The following is a 16121-nucleotide window of genomic DNA, read 5'->3' on the forward strand; positions in this document are numbered from 1 at the left end:
TCCTCAATCCAGCGTGCGGCGATAGAAGCGCACTGCAATGGTCATGACGACGACCGTGAACAGGGCCATCGGCCACACGTTCGGCCATAGCTCGGTCCAGCTGTTGCCCTTGAGCAGGATGCCGCGGATCAGGCGGTTGAAGTAGGTCATCGGCAGCACGTTGCCAATGGCCTGCGCCCAGCGCGGCATCCCCTGGAAGGGAAACATGAAGCCGGACAGCAGCAGGTTCGGCAGGAAGTAGAAGAACGTCAGCTGCACCGCCTGCAACTGGTTTTGCGCAAGCGACGACAGCGTGATGCCCACGGTCAGGTTGGCGCCGATAAACAGCAGCGCCGCCAGGTAGACCGCAACCACCGAGCCGACAAAGGGCACGCCGAAGACCCAGCGCGCGGCCAGCAGGATGATGGTGGCCTGGATCAGGCCGATGAAGATGTAGGGGATGATCTTGCCGCTGATCACCTCCAGCGGCCTGACCGGCGTGGCAAGCAGGTTTTCCATGGTGCCGCGCTCGCGTTCGCGCGTCATCGCCAGGCCCGTCATCATGACCATGGTCATGGTCAGGATCACGCCCATCAGCCCGGGAATGATGTTGTACTGCGTGAGTCCCTCCGGGTTGTAAAGGCGCTGCACCTGCACGTCGAACGGCGGCTTGCCGCCCGCCAGGTGCGCCAGCGCGCCCTGCAGGTCCTTGTCCGCGACCGAGAACGGCAGCTGCGACAGTGCGGCGATGGCCGAGCCGGTGGCGGACGGGTCGGTGGCATCTGCCTCCACCAGCAGCGCCGGGCGTTCGCCACGCAGCAGCCGGCTGGTGAAGTCAGGCGGGATGCTGAGCACGAACTGCACCTCGCCCTTCATCAGCGCCTCGCGCCCGGCGGCTTCGTCGGGCAGGGTGCCGACCACGTTGAAGTAGGTGGTCGCCTGCATGCCGGCCACAAAGGAGCGGGTGAACTCGCTCTGGTCCGCGGCGATGACCGCGGTGGTGAGGTGGCGCGGATCGGTGTTGATTGCAAAGCCGAACAGCATCAGCTGCACGATGGGCAGGCCGACGATCATGCCGAAGGTGACGCGGTCCCGGCGCAGCTGCAGGAACTCCTTGAGCACGATGCTCCACCAGCGCTGCAAGGAGAGCGGGAAGCGTGCGCCGTTGGTGGCCTTGGCCGGTTCGCCTGCGTCGCGCGTCATGCCTGGGCCTCCTTGCCGTCCTGCCTGGTTTTTTGCTTTTGCTTGTCCGCGCGCATATTGTCATCGGCGCCGCTCATCATGTGGATGAAGACGTCTTCCAGGCTGGTCTCGATCGGCTCGATCCGGTGCTGCGGGCCGGCAACACGGCGCAGCGTGGCTTCCAGCGCGGGCGCGTCGTGCCCGGTGACGTGCAGCGCGCTGCCGAACACCACGGTCTGTTCCACGCCCGGCGCGCCCTTGAGCTGATCCGACAGCGCGGAGAGCTGCTCGCCCTGCACGCTCCAGGTGACGAGCTTCTGGCTGGCCACCACTTCGCTTGCCGTGCCCTGCGCCAGCAGCTTGCCGTAGGCGATATAGGCGAGCTTGTGGCAACGCTCGGCTTCATCCATGTAGTGCGTGCTGACCAGTACCGAGATGCCGCGCGCGGCTAGCTGGTGCAGTTGTTCCCAGAAATCGCGGCGCGCCTTCGGGTCGACCCCGGCGGTGGGCTCGTCCAGCAGCAACAGTTCTGGCTCATGCAGCAGGCAGGCGGCCAGCGCCAGGCGTTGCTTCCAGCCGCCCGAGAGCGCGCCGGCCAGTTGCTGCGCGCGGCTGGCCAGGCCGAGCTCCTCGAGCGCCTGGTCTACCACCTCGCGCCGGCGCGGCATGCCGTACACGCGCGCCACGAAATCCAGGTTCTCGCGGATGGAGAGATCGTCCCAGTAGGAGAACTTCTGCGTCATGTACCCCACGCGCCGCTTGATCTCGGCGGTCTCGCGCAGGATGTCGTAGCCCAGGCAGGTGCCGGTGCCGGAGTCCGGTGTCAGCAGCCCGCACATCATGCGGATGGACGTGGTTTTGCCGCTGCCGTTCGGGCCGAGGAAGCCGAAGATCTCGCCGCGCGCGACTTGCATCGTCAGGTTGTTGACGACGTGCTTGTCACCGTAGTGCTTGTTGATGCCGTGCACGTCGATGGCCAGGGCGCTGGCTTTGCCGGGCCCGCCGTCCAGGGGCGCAACGGTCGCGGTCATGGCCTTGCCACTTCGAYCGGCTGGCCCGGATGGAGCTTCGGCGCGTCGGCCGGTGCGGGCCGCGCTTCCACCAGGAACACCAGCTTGTTGCGCGTTTCATTGCTGTAGATCACCGGCGGCGTGTACTCGGCCTGGCCGGAGATGTAGGTGACCGTGGCGGCAATGGGCGCGGCGCAGCCATCGCATCGCACGCGCACGGCCTCGCCGTTCTTGAACGCGCCGAGCACGGCCTGCGGCACGTAGAAACGCACCTTGACGTTGCCCGGCGGCAGCAGCCGCACCACCGGGCTGCCGGCCGGCACCCAGTCGCCAAGGCGGAAGGGTGTGTCGTAGACCAGGCCGGCCTGCGTGGCGGCCACGGTCTTGCGCGACAGCTTCCACTCGGCCTGCGCCAGCGCCGCGCGCGCGGCGGCTACCTGGGCTTGCTGGGCCGCCTGCTGCGCGGTGCGCCCCGGCAGCCGGGCCACGTCGATATCGCGCTGCAGCTCGCGCACGCGGGCGGCGTCGGAGGCGGCGGTGGCGCGGCTCTCTTCCAGCTGGGCCAGCGCGATCCCGCCGATGGCGTACTGGGCTTCGTCGCGCTTGCGTTGCGCGGCGCTGCGCACCGAGGCGGCTTGCGCCTGCGCCAGCTGGGCTCGGCTCACGTCGACTTCCGGCACGCGCTTGCCGGTCTGCAGGTCGGCCAGCTGAGACTCGGCCGCGCGTACTTGTTCCGCTGCTTGCTGCCGAGCCGCGCGCTCGTCGTCGGCCTCCAGCGCGAACAGCGGCGCGCCGCTTGCCACCTGCTGCCCGCGCTGGACGGAGATCTGGTCCAGCCGGCCGGCAAAGGGGGAGGCCACGCTGACGAATTCGCCCTCCACATAGCCTTGCCAGGAGGGGGGCGCAGGCTCGCCACAGGCAGATAGCAGCGCCGCGCCGATCAGGGCGGCCGATAGCCAGCCCGCACGCAGGTTCGGGACGGGGCGGGATGGATGAGGCTGAGCTTGGCGAGGCATGCGGGCTCCGTGGCGGGCAGGCTGGGTTCAGGCAGACGGCGGCGTGGCCGGCCCGGGCTGCGGTATTGGCGCGATCGGCGCGATCGGCGGTACTCCCAGGCCGTGCGCCAGCAGCGCGCTCACGTGGCGCACCAGCGCCTCGCTGTCGATGGCGCCGGCGCCGGGCAGGCGGCGCCAGATATGGGTGGTGGCCAGCGGCAGCAGCGTCAGGCCGATCAGCGACACCATCAGCAGCGCCGGCTCCAGGCTGGCGTTGATCTCGCCGCGCGCGCGCGCCGCCGCCAGCGGGCCGATCACCAGGCCGGCGCGCCACAGCGCGATCTTCTGCAGCACGCGCTGATGCAGCTGGCCGTCCGCGCTAACGATCTCGCGGATCCACAGCCCGGGAAACCATGGCGTGGCGGCGGCGGTGCGGATCAGCCGCCCGGCAATGCCCACCAGCATGGCTGCGGCGTCCGCGCTGTCGGCCGAGGCCGGCGTGAACACCTGTTCCACCAGCGGCTGCAGGCGCTCGTCGACCACTGCGTCAAGCAACTGCTCGCGATCGCGGAAGTAGTAGTGCACGAGCGCCGGGGTGACGCCAGCATGGATGGCGATGGTCTTGATCGCTGTGGCGGCAACGCCGTGCTGGGCGAACAGCTCGGTGGCGGCGTCCAGCAATTGCTCGCGCTGGCCCGCGCTACCCCCAAGCCCTGCGGCAGGACGGCCCGGACGGCGGCCCGGGGGCGGGGTGGCAGTAGCAGGCGGCATGGCGGCTCCTGAATCTGCAGATAATATTAATTTGTGAATTAATTAATTCAAGGTCGATTACAACGTGATGTTATGGCCACTTCTCTTCTTGTTATGTTGCGTCGCAGCAATGCAAGGTAGACATGTCATAAACGCTTGGCTATGCTTCGTCCGCCCATCAGCCGGGTTTGACGCTGAATTCGCCTGCTGCTGTTCCCCGGATTTTTCATGCTGCTTTGTCGTTTCCCCGCCGCCCCAGCGCGGCTACGCCTGTTTTTTGCCACTCGCCTGGCGGGCGTGGCCTTGTCGCTGGCCGGCCTTGCCGGCATGGCGCCCATGCCCGCCCAGGCGCAGGAAAARGCCGAGGCAAGCAGCGGCGCGCCCGTGCAGGCCGACGCCCCCGAGGACTACGCCTTCCACGGACAGACCACCTATATCTGGCAGCGCAAGCCGTCCTTTGGCGCGGCCTATTCCGGCGCCAACAGCCTGACGGCAGACCGCACCAAGAGCTACTCGTTCAGCACCACGCTCGATCTTGGCTTGCGCCTGTGGCGCGGCGCGGAGTTCCACTTCAATCCGGAGGTGACGCAGGGCGTGCCGTTTTCCGAGCTGCACGGCCTGGGCGGGCTGAGCAACGGCGAGCTGGCCAAGGTATCGAGCACAAATCCGGTGTTCTACCGGGCGCGCGCGTTTGTCCGCCAGACCTGGGGGTTGGGCGGTGGCAGCGAACAGGTGGACGCTGATTTCAACCAGCTGGCCGGCAGCGTCGACAAGCGCCGCGTGGTGCTGACCGCCGGCAACTTCGGCGTGCTAGACGTGTTCGACCAGAACGAGTACGGCTCCGACCCGCGCACCCAGTTCATGAACTGGTCGTTCATGGCGCACGGCTCCTTCGACTACCCGGCCGATGCGCGCGGCTATAACTGGGGCGTGGCGCTCGAGTACGTCGGCGACATGTGGTCGGTGCGGCTTGGCCGCTTCTTGCAGCCGCTGGAGTCCAACGGGCTCGAACTCGATACGCGGATGTTCAAGCACTATGGCGACATCCTCGAGTTCGAAAAGCGCTACAACCTGGCCGGCCAGCCCGGCGTGGCGCGCCTGCTGCTCTGGCGCAACAAGGCGCGCATGGGCGCGTTCAGCGACGCGGCGCAACTCGGCGCCGCCACCGGCGCTACGCCGGACGTGGCCAATGTGCGCGAGGAGCACGCCAAGATCGGCGCGGGATTGTCGCTGATGCAGCGGGTCAACGAATCGCTCGGCGTGTTCGCGCGCGCCAATATGTCGGATGACAAGACCGAGACCTATGCCTTTACGGAAATCGGCCGCCAGGTCGCTGCCGGCGGCGTGCTCAACGGCAATGCGTGGGGCCGGCCGCGCGATGTGGTTGGGTTGGCGCTGTCGGTGAATATGCTGGGGTCGCGGCACCAGGCTTACCTGGCTGCCGGCGGGCAGGGCGCTTTCCTTGGCGATGGCGCGCTGCGCTATGGTCCTGAGCAGGTCGTTGAGCTGTTCTATAGCTTCCAGCCGGTCAAGTACCTGAGCATCAGCCCGGACTTCCAGTACATCCGCAATCCTGGCTACAACCGCGACCGCGGCCCGGCAAAGTTCTACGGCGTGCGCCTGCACGCGGAGTTCTGAGTCCCGGGGGCCGGGGCTTGCCGGTGGTTCAGTCGCCCAGCGCGCTCAACAATGCCCTGAGCTGCTTCGCCTTGGCGGGTCCAAGGCTGCGCACGATGCCGTCCTCATGCTGCTGCACCAGGCGATTGAGCCGCTTGGACAGTGCCAGTCCATCGTCGGTGGCATAAAGCAGCACGCGGCGGTTGTCGTGCAGGTCGGGGCTGCGCATGGCCAGGCCATGGCCGATCATGCGGTCAACCAGCTTGGTCAGGGTGGGCGGATGCATCGCCAGCGCCTGGGCCACCTCGCCCATGGCGTGCCCTTGCTCGTCCGCCAGCACCCGCAGCACTTTCCAATGTTCGACCTGTACGCCCTCCGCCGCCAGCGCCTGTTCCAGCCTGGCGTGGACGGCGAGGTGGGCGCGTGACAGGAGTTGGGCTAGGTAGCTGTCGAAATCGCTCATGGGCAGGCCTGCGTGAAACACTGCGTTAGTATACGGGAAAACTTTCCCAGGAAAGCTTTCTGGTCTTGTCCTCGCTTGCTATTCTTGCGGACCGAGGCGCGCAGACAAGACGCGGCGTTACCGCCCTGCCCGGCAAGGAGACGAAGCCATGCAATGGAAACCACGGCAGCCCAGTTGCGCCCCGGCGCCGGACGACCCGGCTTTGACCTGCCTGGTCGATGCACCGCCGGCTGGCTACGGCGCGCGCCGCGCCGATTGCCTGAACGTCGGCCTGCTAGTGCCGGTGCGGGGCGCCGCGGGGATCTGGGGCCCGTCGGCACGCGCCTGCGCGCAGCTCGCGGCGGAAGAACTGAACCGGCAGGGTGGCATACGCGGGCGGGAGATCCGCCTCCAGGTGTTCAACGCCGTCGACGAGTGCCGCGATATCCCCGACTTGCTTGGCGGCCTGGTGCGCGAGGGCGAACTCGACGCCGTGGTTGGCATGCATACCAGCGCGGTGCGCTCACGCGTGCGCGCCGCCACGGGGGGACGGATTCCGTTTGTCTATACGCCGCTCTATGAAGGCGGCGAGTGCGCGCCCGGTGTCTACGCGATCGGCGAGACACCGGATCAGCAACTCTTGCCCGCGCTGGCGGCGATGTATCGCCAGTACCGCGCGCGCCGCTGGGTGTTCGTCGGCAATGACTGCGTCTGGCCGCGTGCCTCGCACGGGCTGGCCAGCGGCGCACTGAGGGCGCTGGGCGGGGAAGTGCTGGCCGATCGTTATGTGGAACACGGTTGCGCGTCCTATCGCAAGGTCCTGCAGGAGATCGAGATGCTGCGGCCCGATGCGGTCCTGCTTTCGCTGATCGGGCAGGATGCCGTGCGTTTTAACCGCGAGTTCGGCGCATCGGGCCTGCAGCGGCGTGTGCGCCGGCTGTCGTGCGCCATCGAGGAAAACGGCCTGCTTGCCATCGGGGCCGCCAACACCGAGGGGCTGTTCGCGGCCGCCGGCTATTTCGCCGCCCTGCCCAGCGAAGCCAACATGGCCTTCAAGGAACGCTATCACAGCCGCTTTGGCGAACGGGCACCGGTGTTGAATGCGCTGGGGCAGTCCGTCTACGATGGCGTGCACTTTCTGGCGGCGCTGGCGGCTGCGCCGCAGCGCGCGCGGCGCACCGCGCCGCTGGTGTTCCGCAGCGTGCGCGGACTGTCCTGGCGCGGCAATGCACGGGTGCAGCAACCGGTCTTCCTGGCCGAGGCCAACGGCCACTTTTTCAACGTCGTCAGGCAACTCTGAGTCCACGGCCGTGTCGCCATGGTTTTCCCTAGCCGCTTAATGTTTTCCTTGGAAATTATTTCTTTGGAAAATAATATGACGGCTGCCCCAGGATAGCGGGCCATTCTTCTCATGCCTTCCCCACCTTTCCCACCTTGCATAGGAGTACGCCATGACCGTGAAGCGCCCCACCCAGGCCCAGATGCGCGAGCTGATCGCCAGCCTGCACATGACGATGAGCGAGGCCGAGTGCGCCGAGTACCTCGCCTTGATGGAGGGGAGCATCCAGGCCTACGACCGCGTTGACGAACTGCCTGACTTCCTGCCCGAGCCGAAGTACCCGCGCAGCGCGGGCTATCAGCCGCCGCCCCAGGAAAACCGCCTCAATGCCTGGTACGTCAGGACCGAAGTGAAGGGGGCCGCCGGCGGCGCGCTGGCAGGGCGCTCGGTCGTGCTCAAGGACAATATCTGCCTGGCCGGGGTGCCGATGATGAACGGCTCATCGACGCTGCAAGGCTACGTCCCCGATCTCGACGCCACCGTGGTGACGCGCATCCTCGACGCCGGCGGCACCATTGTCGGCAAGGCGCATTGCGAATGCTTCTGTCTGTCTGGCGGCAGCCATACCAACGCCACCGGCCCCGTGCACAACCCCTATCGGATGGGCTATATCGCGGGTGGGTCGTCCTCCGGCTGCGGCGCGCTGGTCGGGGCGGGCGAGGTGGAGATGGCGATCGGCGGCGACCAGGGCGGCTCGATCCGCATTCCGGCCGCGTTTTCGGGCTGTTATGGCATGAAGCCCACGCATGGGCTGGTTCCCTATACCGGCATCATGCCGATCGAATCCACCATCGACCACACCGGCCCGATGACCCGCACCGTGGCCGATAACGCCTTGCTGCTGGAAGTGATCGCCGGGGCGGATGGCCTGGACCCGCGCCAGTACGCGCCGAGGGTCGAGCGCTATACCGAGGCGCTCGGCAGGGGCGTGGCCGGCTTGCGCGTCGGCGTGGTGCGCGAAGGATTCGGCCTGGCCAACAGCGAGGCCGATGTCGATGCCAAGGTACGCGAGGGAGCCCAGCGCCTGGCGCGGCTTGGCGCGGTGGTGGAGGAAGTCAGCATTCCCATGCATCTGGACGGCGCCGCCATCTGGACGCCCATCGCGCTGGAAGGCTTGCAGGCGCAGATGATGCATGGCAACGGCATGGGCTTCAACTGGAAGGGCCTGTACACCACGAGCCTGCTGGAGCGCCATGCGGGCTGGCGCGGGCAGGCGGACCAGCTTTCGCCTTCGCTCAAGCTGTCGATGTTCGTCGGCGAGTTCTTCATGCAGCAGTATGGCGGGCGTTTCTATGCCAAGGCGCAGAACCTCGCGCGTCAGCTGCGACAGGCTTATGACGACACCTTGCAGCGCTATGACCTGCTGCTGATGCCGACCTTGCCGTTGAAGCCGCAGCCGATTCCCGCGCCCGGTGCGCCGCTGGCCGAAGTGATTCAGCGCGCCTTCGAGATGGTGGCCAATACGGCGCCGTTCGACGCCACCGGCCATCCGGCCATGAGCGTGCCCTGCGGGCTGGGCAACGGGCTGCCGATCGGCTTGATGCTGGTGGGCAAGCATTGGGATGAGGCGACCATCTACCGTGCCGCGCATGCCTTCGAGCAATCGGGAGACTGGCACAAGTTCTGATGGCGTAAAAAAGCCCGGCGCACGCGCCGGGCCTTCTCCCTTCTCTGCTGGCTGCAAGGCTTACGGCATCACTGCCGGGCGTTGCGCCGGTTGTCCGGCCAGGGCGTGTTGAAGTTGGTGCGGAACGGATTGATATCCAGCCCGCCGCGCCGTGTATAGCGCGCATAAACCGCCAGCTTCACCGGCTTGCACTGCCGCATCACGTCGGTGAAGATCCGCTCCACGCATTGCTCGTGGAACTCATTGTGGTTGCGGAACGAGATCAGGTACTTGAGCAGTCCTTCCTGGTTGATCGGCGCGCCCACGTAGCGGATCTGCACGCTGCCCCAGTCCGGCTGGCCGGTCACCAGGCAGTTGGACTTGAGCAGGTGCGAGACCAGTGTTTCTTCCACCGGCGGCTCGTCCTGGCTGGCATGCAGCAAATGGGGTGCCGGCTCGTAGATGTCGGTCTCGATGTCGAGCCGGTCCAGCTGCACGCCGTCCAGCTCGGCCATCTTCTGCGTGCCGAGATCGGCCTCGGTCACCAAGCGCACCTGCACCGTGCCGCCGGTGGCCTCGGACAGGTCGTGGTGCAGCAGCTGCTGCAACGCTTCGGGCGAGGCGATCTTGCTCTGGTTGAATGAATTCAGGTAGAGCTTGAACGACTTGGACTCGACGATGTTGGGCGTGTCGGCCGGAATGATGAAGCTGGCCAGCGCCACCTGCGGCTTGCCCTTCATGTTCAGCCACGACAGCTCGTACGCGTTCCAGATGTCCACGCCGAAGAACGGCAGCGCGCGGCCTTGCGCCAGGCCGATCTCCGTGCGCTTGGGCTGGCGCGGGATCGGAAACAGCAACGTCGGGTCGTACTCGGTCTTGTAGGCCGAGGGTTTGCCTAGCGGCGATTGTTCGGGAAGGCTCATGGTTGCCTCGGATGATCAGGACAGGAACAGCTTGTACACGGGATTCTCGGTCTCTTCCCAGTGTACATAGCCCAGCGTGGCGAGGAAGGCGCGGAAGGCGCGCTTCTCGTTCTTGGGCACCTGGATGCCGACCAGGATGTTGGAGGTGTCGCCGCCCTGGTTGCGGTAGTGGAACAGGCTGATATTCCAGTTCGGGCTCATGCTCGACAGGAAGCGCATCAGCGCGCCCGGCCGCTCGGGGAACTCGAATCGGTACAGCAGTTCGTCATGCGCCAGCGGCGAGTGCCCGCCCACCATGTAGCGGATGTGCTGCTTGGCCAACTCATCGTTGGACAGGTCTAGCGTATCGAAGCCGTGGCGGCGGAATCCGGCGGCGATCTTCTCGTTCTCCGCGCGGCTCGCAATCTGCACGCCGACGAAGATATGCGCCATGCTGTTGTCGGCGATGCGGTAGTTGAACTCGGTCACATTGCGCGTGCCGAGCTGCTCGCAGAAGCGCTTGAAGCTGCCGCGTTCCTCGGGGATGCTGACCGCGAAGATCGCCTCGCGCGCCTCGCCCACCTCGGCACGCTCCGCCACGAAGCGCAGGCGGTCGAAGTTCATGTTCGCGCCGCAGGCAATGGCCACCAGATGCTGGCCCTTGAGCTTCTCGCGCTCGGCGTAGAGCTTCAGGCCGGCCACGGCCATGGCGCCGGCCGGCTCCAGGATGCTGCGGGTGTCCTGAAACACGTCCTTGAGCCCGGCGCAGATGGCGTCGGTGTCCACCAGGATGATCTCGTCGACCAGCTCGCGTGTGATGCGGAAGGTTTCCTTGCCGACCAGCTTCACGGCGGTGCCGTCCGAGAACAGGCCCACTTCCTTGAGTTCCACGCGCTTGCCTGCGTCCACCGAGCGCTTCATCGCGTCGGAGTCCACGGTCTGCACGCCGATCACCTTGATCTCCGGGCGCACGGCCTTGATGTACGACGCGATGCCGGAGATCAGGCCGCCACCGCCGATCGCCACGAACACCGCATGCAGCGGGCCTGGGTGCTGGCGCAGGATTTCCATGGCGATGGTGCCTTGGCCGGCGATGACTTCGGGATCGTCGAAAGGGTGGATGAAAGTCAGCTTGTGCTTTTTCTCCAGCACCGCGGCGTGGTTGTAGGCGTCGCTGTACGAGTCGCCGTGCAACACGATTTCCACCCACTCGCCGCCGCGCTCGCGTACCGCGTCGATCTTCACCTGCGGGGTGGTGACCGGCATCGCGATCAGCGCCTTGCACTTTAGGCGCGCGGCCGACAGCGCCACGCCCTGCGCGTGATTGCCGGCCGAGGCGGCGATCACGCCGCGCTTGAGCTCTTCCGGCGACAGCGAGGCCATCTTGTTGTACGCGCCGCGCAGCTTGAACGAGAACACCGGCTGGGTGTCCTCGCGCTTGAACCACACCTTGTTGCCGGTGCGTGCGGAGAGCAGGTTTGCGTAGGTGAGATCGGTCTCCTGGGCCACGTCGTACACCTTGGCGGTCAGGATCTTTCTCAGGTAATCGGGTTTGCGGGTCATCGTGGACAGCCGGGGCGGGGATTGGCGGAAACCGGTAATGATAATGGATGGCGGGGGGCGGCGATGGCTGCACCCCCGCGCAGGCGGCCGCGAAGCGCAGGCAAGCTCACCTTCGTGGGCCGGGCGCGTTGTGCACTGCAGCGGTGCCTGCACCGCCGTGGCGCGCCCAAGGGGCGCTTGCGCACCTTGTAGGACGAAGCCCGGTGGACGCTGCCGGAACACTCGTGATACGGTGTAACGCAATGCCTTCCCTACCTCTAATCGAACCGAACACCGCACTGTTCCTGGATTTCGACGGTACGCTGGCCGACCTTGCGCCGCGTCCTGACCTCGTGCAGGTCGAACCGGAACTGGTGGGGACGCTGCGCGCCCTGCATCTGCATCTGGGCGGCGCGGTAGCCCTGGTTTCCGGCCGGCCGATCGCCGAGCTGGATCATTTCCTGCAGCCGCTGAAACTGCCGTGCGCCGGCGTGCACGGTGCGGAGCTGCGCGACGCGGGCGGCCACCGCCTGCGCCAGCCCGACCCCGGCGTGCCACTGCTGCTCCCGCCGCTGGAAGTCCTGGTCGGCGCGCATCCCGGCTTGCAGCTCGAGCGCAAGTCGGTCGCGGTGGCGGTGCACTACCGCGCTGCTCCCCATCTCGAAGGCATGGTGCGCAACTTCGCGGCCGAACTCGCCCGCGGCGTGCCCGGCATCGAAGTCCTGCACGGCAAGATGGTGGTGGAGCTCAAGCCGGCAGGCATCGACAAGGGCGGCGCCATCGATGCCTTTATGCGCAGCCCGCCGTTTGCGCGGCGCTCGCCGCTGTTTGCCGGCGACGATATTACCGACGAGGCTGGCTTTGCCGTGGTGCGCCGCCTCGGCGGCATCGGCCTGCTGGTTGGCGCGCGGCCCAGTGCCGCCACCGCCAGCGTGACCGGCCCTGCCGCGCTGCGCTGCTGGCTGCATCGCTCCGCCAAGGCGCTCGAAGTCATGGCCGCCGCGCAGGGCGCACAGGTTTCCGGAGCTACATCCACGACGACGTCTTGAGGGGGATTCGCTGTGAGCAACCCATCCACCGAGGATAATCCGGCGCGCGCCGGAGGTGCCGGCCGCTACGCCGACCCTTCGCTATCGCTGGGCATGATCGGCAACTGCGCGATCTCCGCGCTGGTCGACGGGCGCGGGCGCATTGTGTGGTGCTGCCTGCCGCGCTTTGATGGCGACCCGGTCTTCAATGCCTTGCTCGATCCGGGCGAGAACGCTGGCCACTTCGCCATCGAAATCGAGGACTTCCAGGAAGCACACCAGTGGTACGAGCCCAATACCGCCGTGCTGCGGACCCGGCTGACCGACCGGCATGGCAACAGCCTTGAGATCACCGATTTCGCGCCGCGCTTTTTCCGCATTGGGCGTTACTTCCGCCCCACCTCGCTGATCCGCCGCATCCGGCCGGTTCAGGGCGCGCCGCGTGTGCGTGTGACGTTGGCGCCGCGTTTCGACTGGGGGCGCATCAAGCCCGAGATCACGCGCGGCAGCAGCCACGTGCGCTATATCGGCGACGGCACCACGCTGCGCATGACCACCGACGCGCCGCTGACCTATGTGCTGTCGCAGACGCCTTTCCTGCTCACGCGCGACCTCAACTTCATCCTCGGTCCTGACGAAACCCTGCAGGGCGGCGTGGAGGAAATCGCACGCGACTTCGAGCAGGAAACCACGGCTTACTGGCGGATGTGGAGCCGCCGCCTCGCGGTGCCGTGCGAGTGGCAGGACGCGGTGATCCGCGCCGCCATCACGCTCAAGCTGTCGCTGTATGAAGAGACGGGCGCCATCGTCGCGGCCATGACCACCAGCATTCCCGAGGCGCCCGGCAGCGGGCGCAACTGGGATTACCGCTTCTGCTGGCTGCGCGATGCGTTTTTCGTGATCCGCGCGCTCAACAGCTTGTCCGAGGTCGGCACCATGGAGGACTACCTGCGCTGGTTGTCCAACGTGGTGATGCAATCCAAGAATGGCCATATCCAGCCGCTGTACGGCATCGGGCTGGAGCTCGAATTGCCGGAGAGCATGCTCGATCATTTATCCGGCTACCGCGGCATGGGTCCGGTGCGCGTGGGCAACCAGGCACAGGAGCACTTCCAGCATGATGTCTACGGCAACGTGGTGCTGGGCGCGGCCCAGGCTTTCCACGACCATCGCCTGCTGCACCGCGGCGGGGCGGGCGAGTACCACGTGCTGGAAACCGTGGGCGAGCAGGCGGTACGCGTGTTCGGCACGCCCGATGCGGGCATGTGGGAGCTGCGCACGCGCGCGCGGGTGCATACCTCGTCCGCGCTGATGAGCTGGGCCGCCTGCGACCGCCTCGCCAAGATCGGCGATGCGCTGCAGTTGCCCGATCGCGCGGCTTACTGGCGCCAGCATGCCGACGGCATGAAGGTGCGCATCGTGCGCGAGTCCTGGAGCGAGGAACGCCAGGCGTTCGCCGAGAGCTTCGGCGGACGCGAGCTCGATGCCAGCGTGTTGCTGATGGCCGAAGTCGGCTTTATCGAGCCCAGGGATGAACGATTCATGTCCACGCTCAAGGCGATGGAAGCGTCGCTGTGCGACGGGCCATATATGCGCCGCTACGAGGCGCCGGACGACTTCGGCAAGCCCGAGACCGCCTTCAATATCTGCACCTTCTGGCGTATCGATGCGCTCGCGCGCGTGGGGCGCCGCGAGGAAGCGCGCGAGATCTTCGAGGCCATGCTGGCGGCGCGCAATCCGCTTGGCCTGCTGTCCGAGGATACGCACCCCGTGACCGGCGAGATGTGGGGCAATTTTCCGCAGACCTACTCGATGGTGGGCCTGATCAACGGCGCCATGCGCCTGTCCGCGCCATGGGATTCCGTGATCTGAAGGCGCGCGCGGCAAGGCCAGCGCAAAGGAATGTATGGGCAGACTAGTAGCGGTATCCAACCGCGTGGCCGATCCGCGCAACGTTGCCGCGGGCGGCCTCGCCGTGGCACTGGGCGAAGCGCTCAAGGCTACCGGCGGCATGTGGTTCGGCTGGAGCGGCAGGACCGTGGAAGCTGCGCAGGGCGGCACGCCGGGCGAGGGCGAGCTGCATATCCAGCAAGCCGGCAATGTCACGCTGGCTACGGTCGACCTGTGCCGCGAGGACCACGACGCGTACTACCAGGGCTACAGCAATGGCGTGCTGTGGCCGGTGTTCCACTATCGCATCGACCTGGCGGATTTCGACTCCGGTTATCTCAACATCTATCGCCGCGTCAACCAGCTCTTTGCGCGCAAGCTCGCGCCGCTGCTGCGCCCGGACGATGTGATCTGGATCCACGACTATCACCTGATCCCGCTTGCGTCGGAGCTGCGCGCCATGGGCTGTGGCCAGCGCATGGGGTTTTTCCTGCATATCCCGCTGCCGCCGCCGCTGATCCTTGCCGCCATCCCGCAGCACGAATGGCTGATGCGGGCGCTGTTCGCCTATGACCTGGTCGGCTTCCAGAGCCAGCTCGATCTCGAGCATTTCTCGCGCTACGTGCAAAGCGAAGCGCAGGCCGAGCCCATGGGCGAGTATCGCTTCCGGGCCTTCCACCGCACCGTGCGCGCGCAAGCGTTCCCGATCGGCATCGACGTCGACGAATTCATCGCGCTGGGCCAGTGCGAGGAATCGCGCGAGACGTACGAGATGATGCGCGGCCAGTATTCGACCCGCCGTCTGCTGCTAGGCATCGATCGCCTGGATTACTCCAAGGGGCTGCCGCAGCGGCTCAAGGCGGTCAGGACGCTGATGGCCCAGTATCCCGAGAACCGCCGCAGCGCCACGCTGATCCAGATTGCCGCGCCATCGCGCGAAACGGTAGATGCCTACGCGGATCTGCGGCGCGAGCTGGAAGGATTGTCCGGGGCCATCAATGGCGAGTATGGCGAGCTGGACTGGATGCCGGTGCGCTATATCCATCGCACCACGGCACGGCGCCGTTTGCCCGGCCTTTGCCGCGCTTGCCGCGTGGCGCTGGTGACGCCGTTGCGCGATGGGATGAACCTGGTTGCGAAAGAGTTTGTTGCCGCGCAGGATCCGGACGATCCCGGGGTCCTGGTGCTATCGCGGTTTGCTGGTGCCGCCGAGCAGTTGCGCGAGGCGTTGCTGGTGAATCCCTACGATATCAATGCTACCGCGCAGGCGATTCAGCAGGCCTTGCATATGCCGCTGGCTGAGCGGCAGTCTCGGCATCAGAAGTTGCTGGAGCGGATTCGGGCGCAGGATGTGCATTGGTGGAGGAGGGAGTATTTGAGGACTTTGGCGGAGACGGATGGGGGGTGAGGGGGAGGGGGTATGGGGGGTGTTGGGGTGTTTGCTGGCGGTGTTGGCTTTTGGACCCAAGTGCCATACGACATCGTCCTGCGGGGTTGATTGCTGTTTCTTTGGGCGGCGATGGTTTTTGCACCCAAGAGCCATACGACATCCCCCTGCGGGGGCTGCCGGTCACTTTTCTTTGACCGGCAAAGAAAACTAACGAAAAGAAAGCCGCCCTGCCGGGAGCAGAGCAATCAGGCTTATGTGGGGCAGTGGTTGCGTCGTACGGCCCGGAGTGTTGGCTGGCGTGTCCAACCGGGGGCCTGTCAGAAATTTTGTGTTTAGGGCATAACATGTCGCCAAGGAGCATGTATGCCACGCAAGACGAAGACCAGCCAAGCCGCAGACCGTGAACTGCCGGCCATTCCCGAAGACCTGATCGCCCATTTCGTTAAGGG

The 16121-nt window shown here is 66.3% G+C and carries 13 protein-coding genes; 6 read left to right on the forward strand and 7 right to left on the reverse strand.

The features are described from left to right. Positions 1-3: 3 nt before the first annotated feature. Genes AB4061_RS07580 through AB4061_RS07595 form a run of 4 tightly spaced genes read right to left on the reverse strand, consistent with a single transcriptional unit; the run spans position 4 to position 3937 of the window. The gene (locus tag AB4061_RS07580; RefSeq protein WP_441632371.1) at positions 4-1182 is read right to left on the reverse strand and encodes an ABC transporter permease; all 1179 of its coding nucleotides are present in this window, start codon (positions 1180-1182) and stop codon (positions 4-6) included. After that, complete coding sequence (locus AB4061_RS07585) at positions 1179-2192, reverse strand: ABC transporter ATP-binding protein (RefSeq protein WP_441632373.1); 1014 nt, start codon at positions 2190-2192, stop codon at positions 1179-1181. Before AB4061_RS07585 ends, AB4061_RS07580 begins: the two co-directional genes overlap by 4 nt. After that, on the reverse strand, positions 2189-3187 hold the full coding sequence (locus AB4061_RS07590) for an HlyD family secretion protein (protein ID WP_441632375.1): 999 nt from the start codon (positions 3185-3187) through the stop codon (positions 2189-2191). Before AB4061_RS07590 ends, AB4061_RS07585 begins: the two co-directional genes overlap by 4 nt. Before the next feature lie 27 nt (positions 3188-3214). Further along, positions 3215-3937 carry a TetR/AcrR family transcriptional regulator gene (locus AB4061_RS07595; protein ID WP_441632377.1) on the reverse strand — a complete coding sequence of 241 codons (723 nt, stop codon included), beginning with the start codon at positions 3935-3937 and terminating at the stop codon, positions 3215-3217. A gap of 207 nt (positions 3938-4144) precedes the next feature. Here AB4061_RS07595 and AB4061_RS07600 point away from each other — a divergent pair, with 207 nt between their 5' ends. After that, the gene (locus AB4061_RS07600) at positions 4145-5554 is read left to right on the forward strand and encodes a carbohydrate porin (protein WP_441632379.1); all 1410 of its coding nucleotides are present in this window, start codon (positions 4145-4147) and stop codon (positions 5552-5554) included. Between the two features lie 28 nt (positions 5555-5582). Here the strand turns inward: AB4061_RS07600 and AB4061_RS07605 are convergent, their stop codons facing one another. After that, positions 5583-5996 (reverse strand): MarR family winged helix-turn-helix transcriptional regulator, encoded by a 414-nt coding sequence (locus AB4061_RS07605; RefSeq protein WP_309407351.1) that lies wholly within the window; start codon positions 5994-5996, stop codon positions 5583-5585. A 148-nt stretch (positions 5997-6144) separates the two neighbouring features. Between AB4061_RS07605 and AB4061_RS07610 the strand changes: the two genes are divergently transcribed. Next, positions 6145-7275, forward strand: coding sequence for a substrate-binding domain-containing protein (locus AB4061_RS07610; protein WP_441632382.1), 1131 nt, complete (start codon positions 6145-6147; stop codon positions 7273-7275). 151 nt (positions 7276-7426) lie between these two features. After that, entirely contained in the window at positions 7427-8941 is a 1515-nt protein-coding gene (locus AB4061_RS07615) for an amidase (protein ID WP_441632384.1), read from the forward strand. A 68-nt stretch (positions 8942-9009) separates the two neighbouring features. Here AB4061_RS07615 and queF read toward each other — a convergent pair whose 3' ends face one another. Together queF and ilvA are read right to left on the reverse strand one after the other, a co-directional pair. Continuing rightward, a complete protein-coding gene (gene queF / locus AB4061_RS07620; protein ID WP_441632386.1) occupies positions 9010-9843 on the reverse strand; it encodes an NADPH-dependent 7-cyano-7-deazaguanine reductase QueF in 834 nt (277 codons plus the stop codon). Between the two features lie 15 nt (positions 9844-9858). Beyond that, positions 9859-11385, reverse strand: a complete 1527-nt coding sequence (ilvA, locus tag AB4061_RS07625) for a threonine ammonia-lyase, biosynthetic (protein ID WP_441632388.1) — start codon at positions 11383-11385, stop codon at positions 9859-9861. Positions 11386-11627: 242 nt separating this feature from the next. On the opposite strand from ilvA, the gene otsB reads away from it, so the two are divergent. From otsB to AB4061_RS07640, 3 genes are read left to right on the forward strand one after another with little or no spacing between them, the layout of a single operon-like run. Then, positions 11628-12413 carry a trehalose-phosphatase gene (gene otsB, locus AB4061_RS07630; RefSeq protein ID WP_441632390.1) on the forward strand — a complete coding sequence of 262 codons (786 nt, stop codon included), beginning with the start codon at positions 11628-11630 and terminating at the stop codon, positions 12411-12413. A gap of 12 nt (positions 12414-12425) precedes the next feature. Beyond that, positions 12426-14264 (forward strand): glycoside hydrolase family 15 protein, encoded by a 1839-nt coding sequence (locus tag AB4061_RS07635; protein WP_441632392.1) that lies wholly within the window; start codon positions 12426-12428, stop codon positions 14262-14264. A gap of 34 nt (positions 14265-14298) precedes the next feature. Next, positions 14299-15690 (forward strand): alpha,alpha-trehalose-phosphate synthase (UDP-forming), encoded by a 1392-nt coding sequence (locus tag AB4061_RS07640; RefSeq protein ID WP_441632394.1) that lies wholly within the window; start codon positions 14299-14301, stop codon positions 15688-15690. Positions 15691-16121 lie beyond the last annotated feature (431 nt).

The organism is Cupriavidus sp. YAF13 (assembly GCF_052113425.1).
Taxonomy (GTDB): Bacteria; Pseudomonadota; Gammaproteobacteria; order Burkholderiales; family Burkholderiaceae; genus Cupriavidus.

Coding starts and splice junctions, on each gene's coding strand:
- AB4061_RS07580 (WP_441632371.1), bottom strand. CDS start 1,182: ATGACGCGCGACGCAGGCGAACCGGCCAAGGCCACCAACGGCGCACGC.
- AB4061_RS07585 (WP_441632373.1), bottom strand. CDS start 2,192: ATGACCGCGACCGTTGCGCCCCTGGACGGCGGGCCCGGCAAAGCCAGC.
- AB4061_RS07595 (WP_441632377.1), bottom strand. CDS start 3,937: ATGCCGCCTGCTACTGCCACCCCGCCCCCGGGCCGCCGTCCGGGCCGT.
- AB4061_RS07605 (WP_309407351.1), bottom strand. CDS start 5,996: ATGAGCGATTTCGACAGCTACCTAGCCCAACTCCTGTCACGCGCCCAC.
- AB4061_RS07610 (WP_441632382.1), top strand. CDS start 6,145: ATGCAATGGAAACCACGGCAGCCCAGTTGCGCCCCGGCGCCGGACGAC.
- AB4061_RS07615 (WP_441632384.1), top strand. CDS start 7,427: ATGACCGTGAAGCGCCCCACCCAGGCCCAGATGCGCGAGCTGATCGCC.
- queF (WP_441632386.1), bottom strand. CDS start 9,843: ATGAGCCTTCCCGAACAATCGCCGCTAGGCAAACCCTCGGCCTACAAG.
- ilvA (WP_441632388.1), bottom strand. CDS start 11,385: ATGACCCGCAAACCCGATTACCTGAGAAAGATCCTGACCGCCAAGGTG.
- otsB (WP_441632390.1), top strand. CDS start 11,628: ATGCCTTCCCTACCTCTAATCGAACCGAACACCGCACTGTTCCTGGAT.
- AB4061_RS07640 (WP_441632394.1), top strand. CDS start 14,299: ATGGGCAGACTAGTAGCGGTATCCAACCGCGTGGCCGATCCGCGCAAC.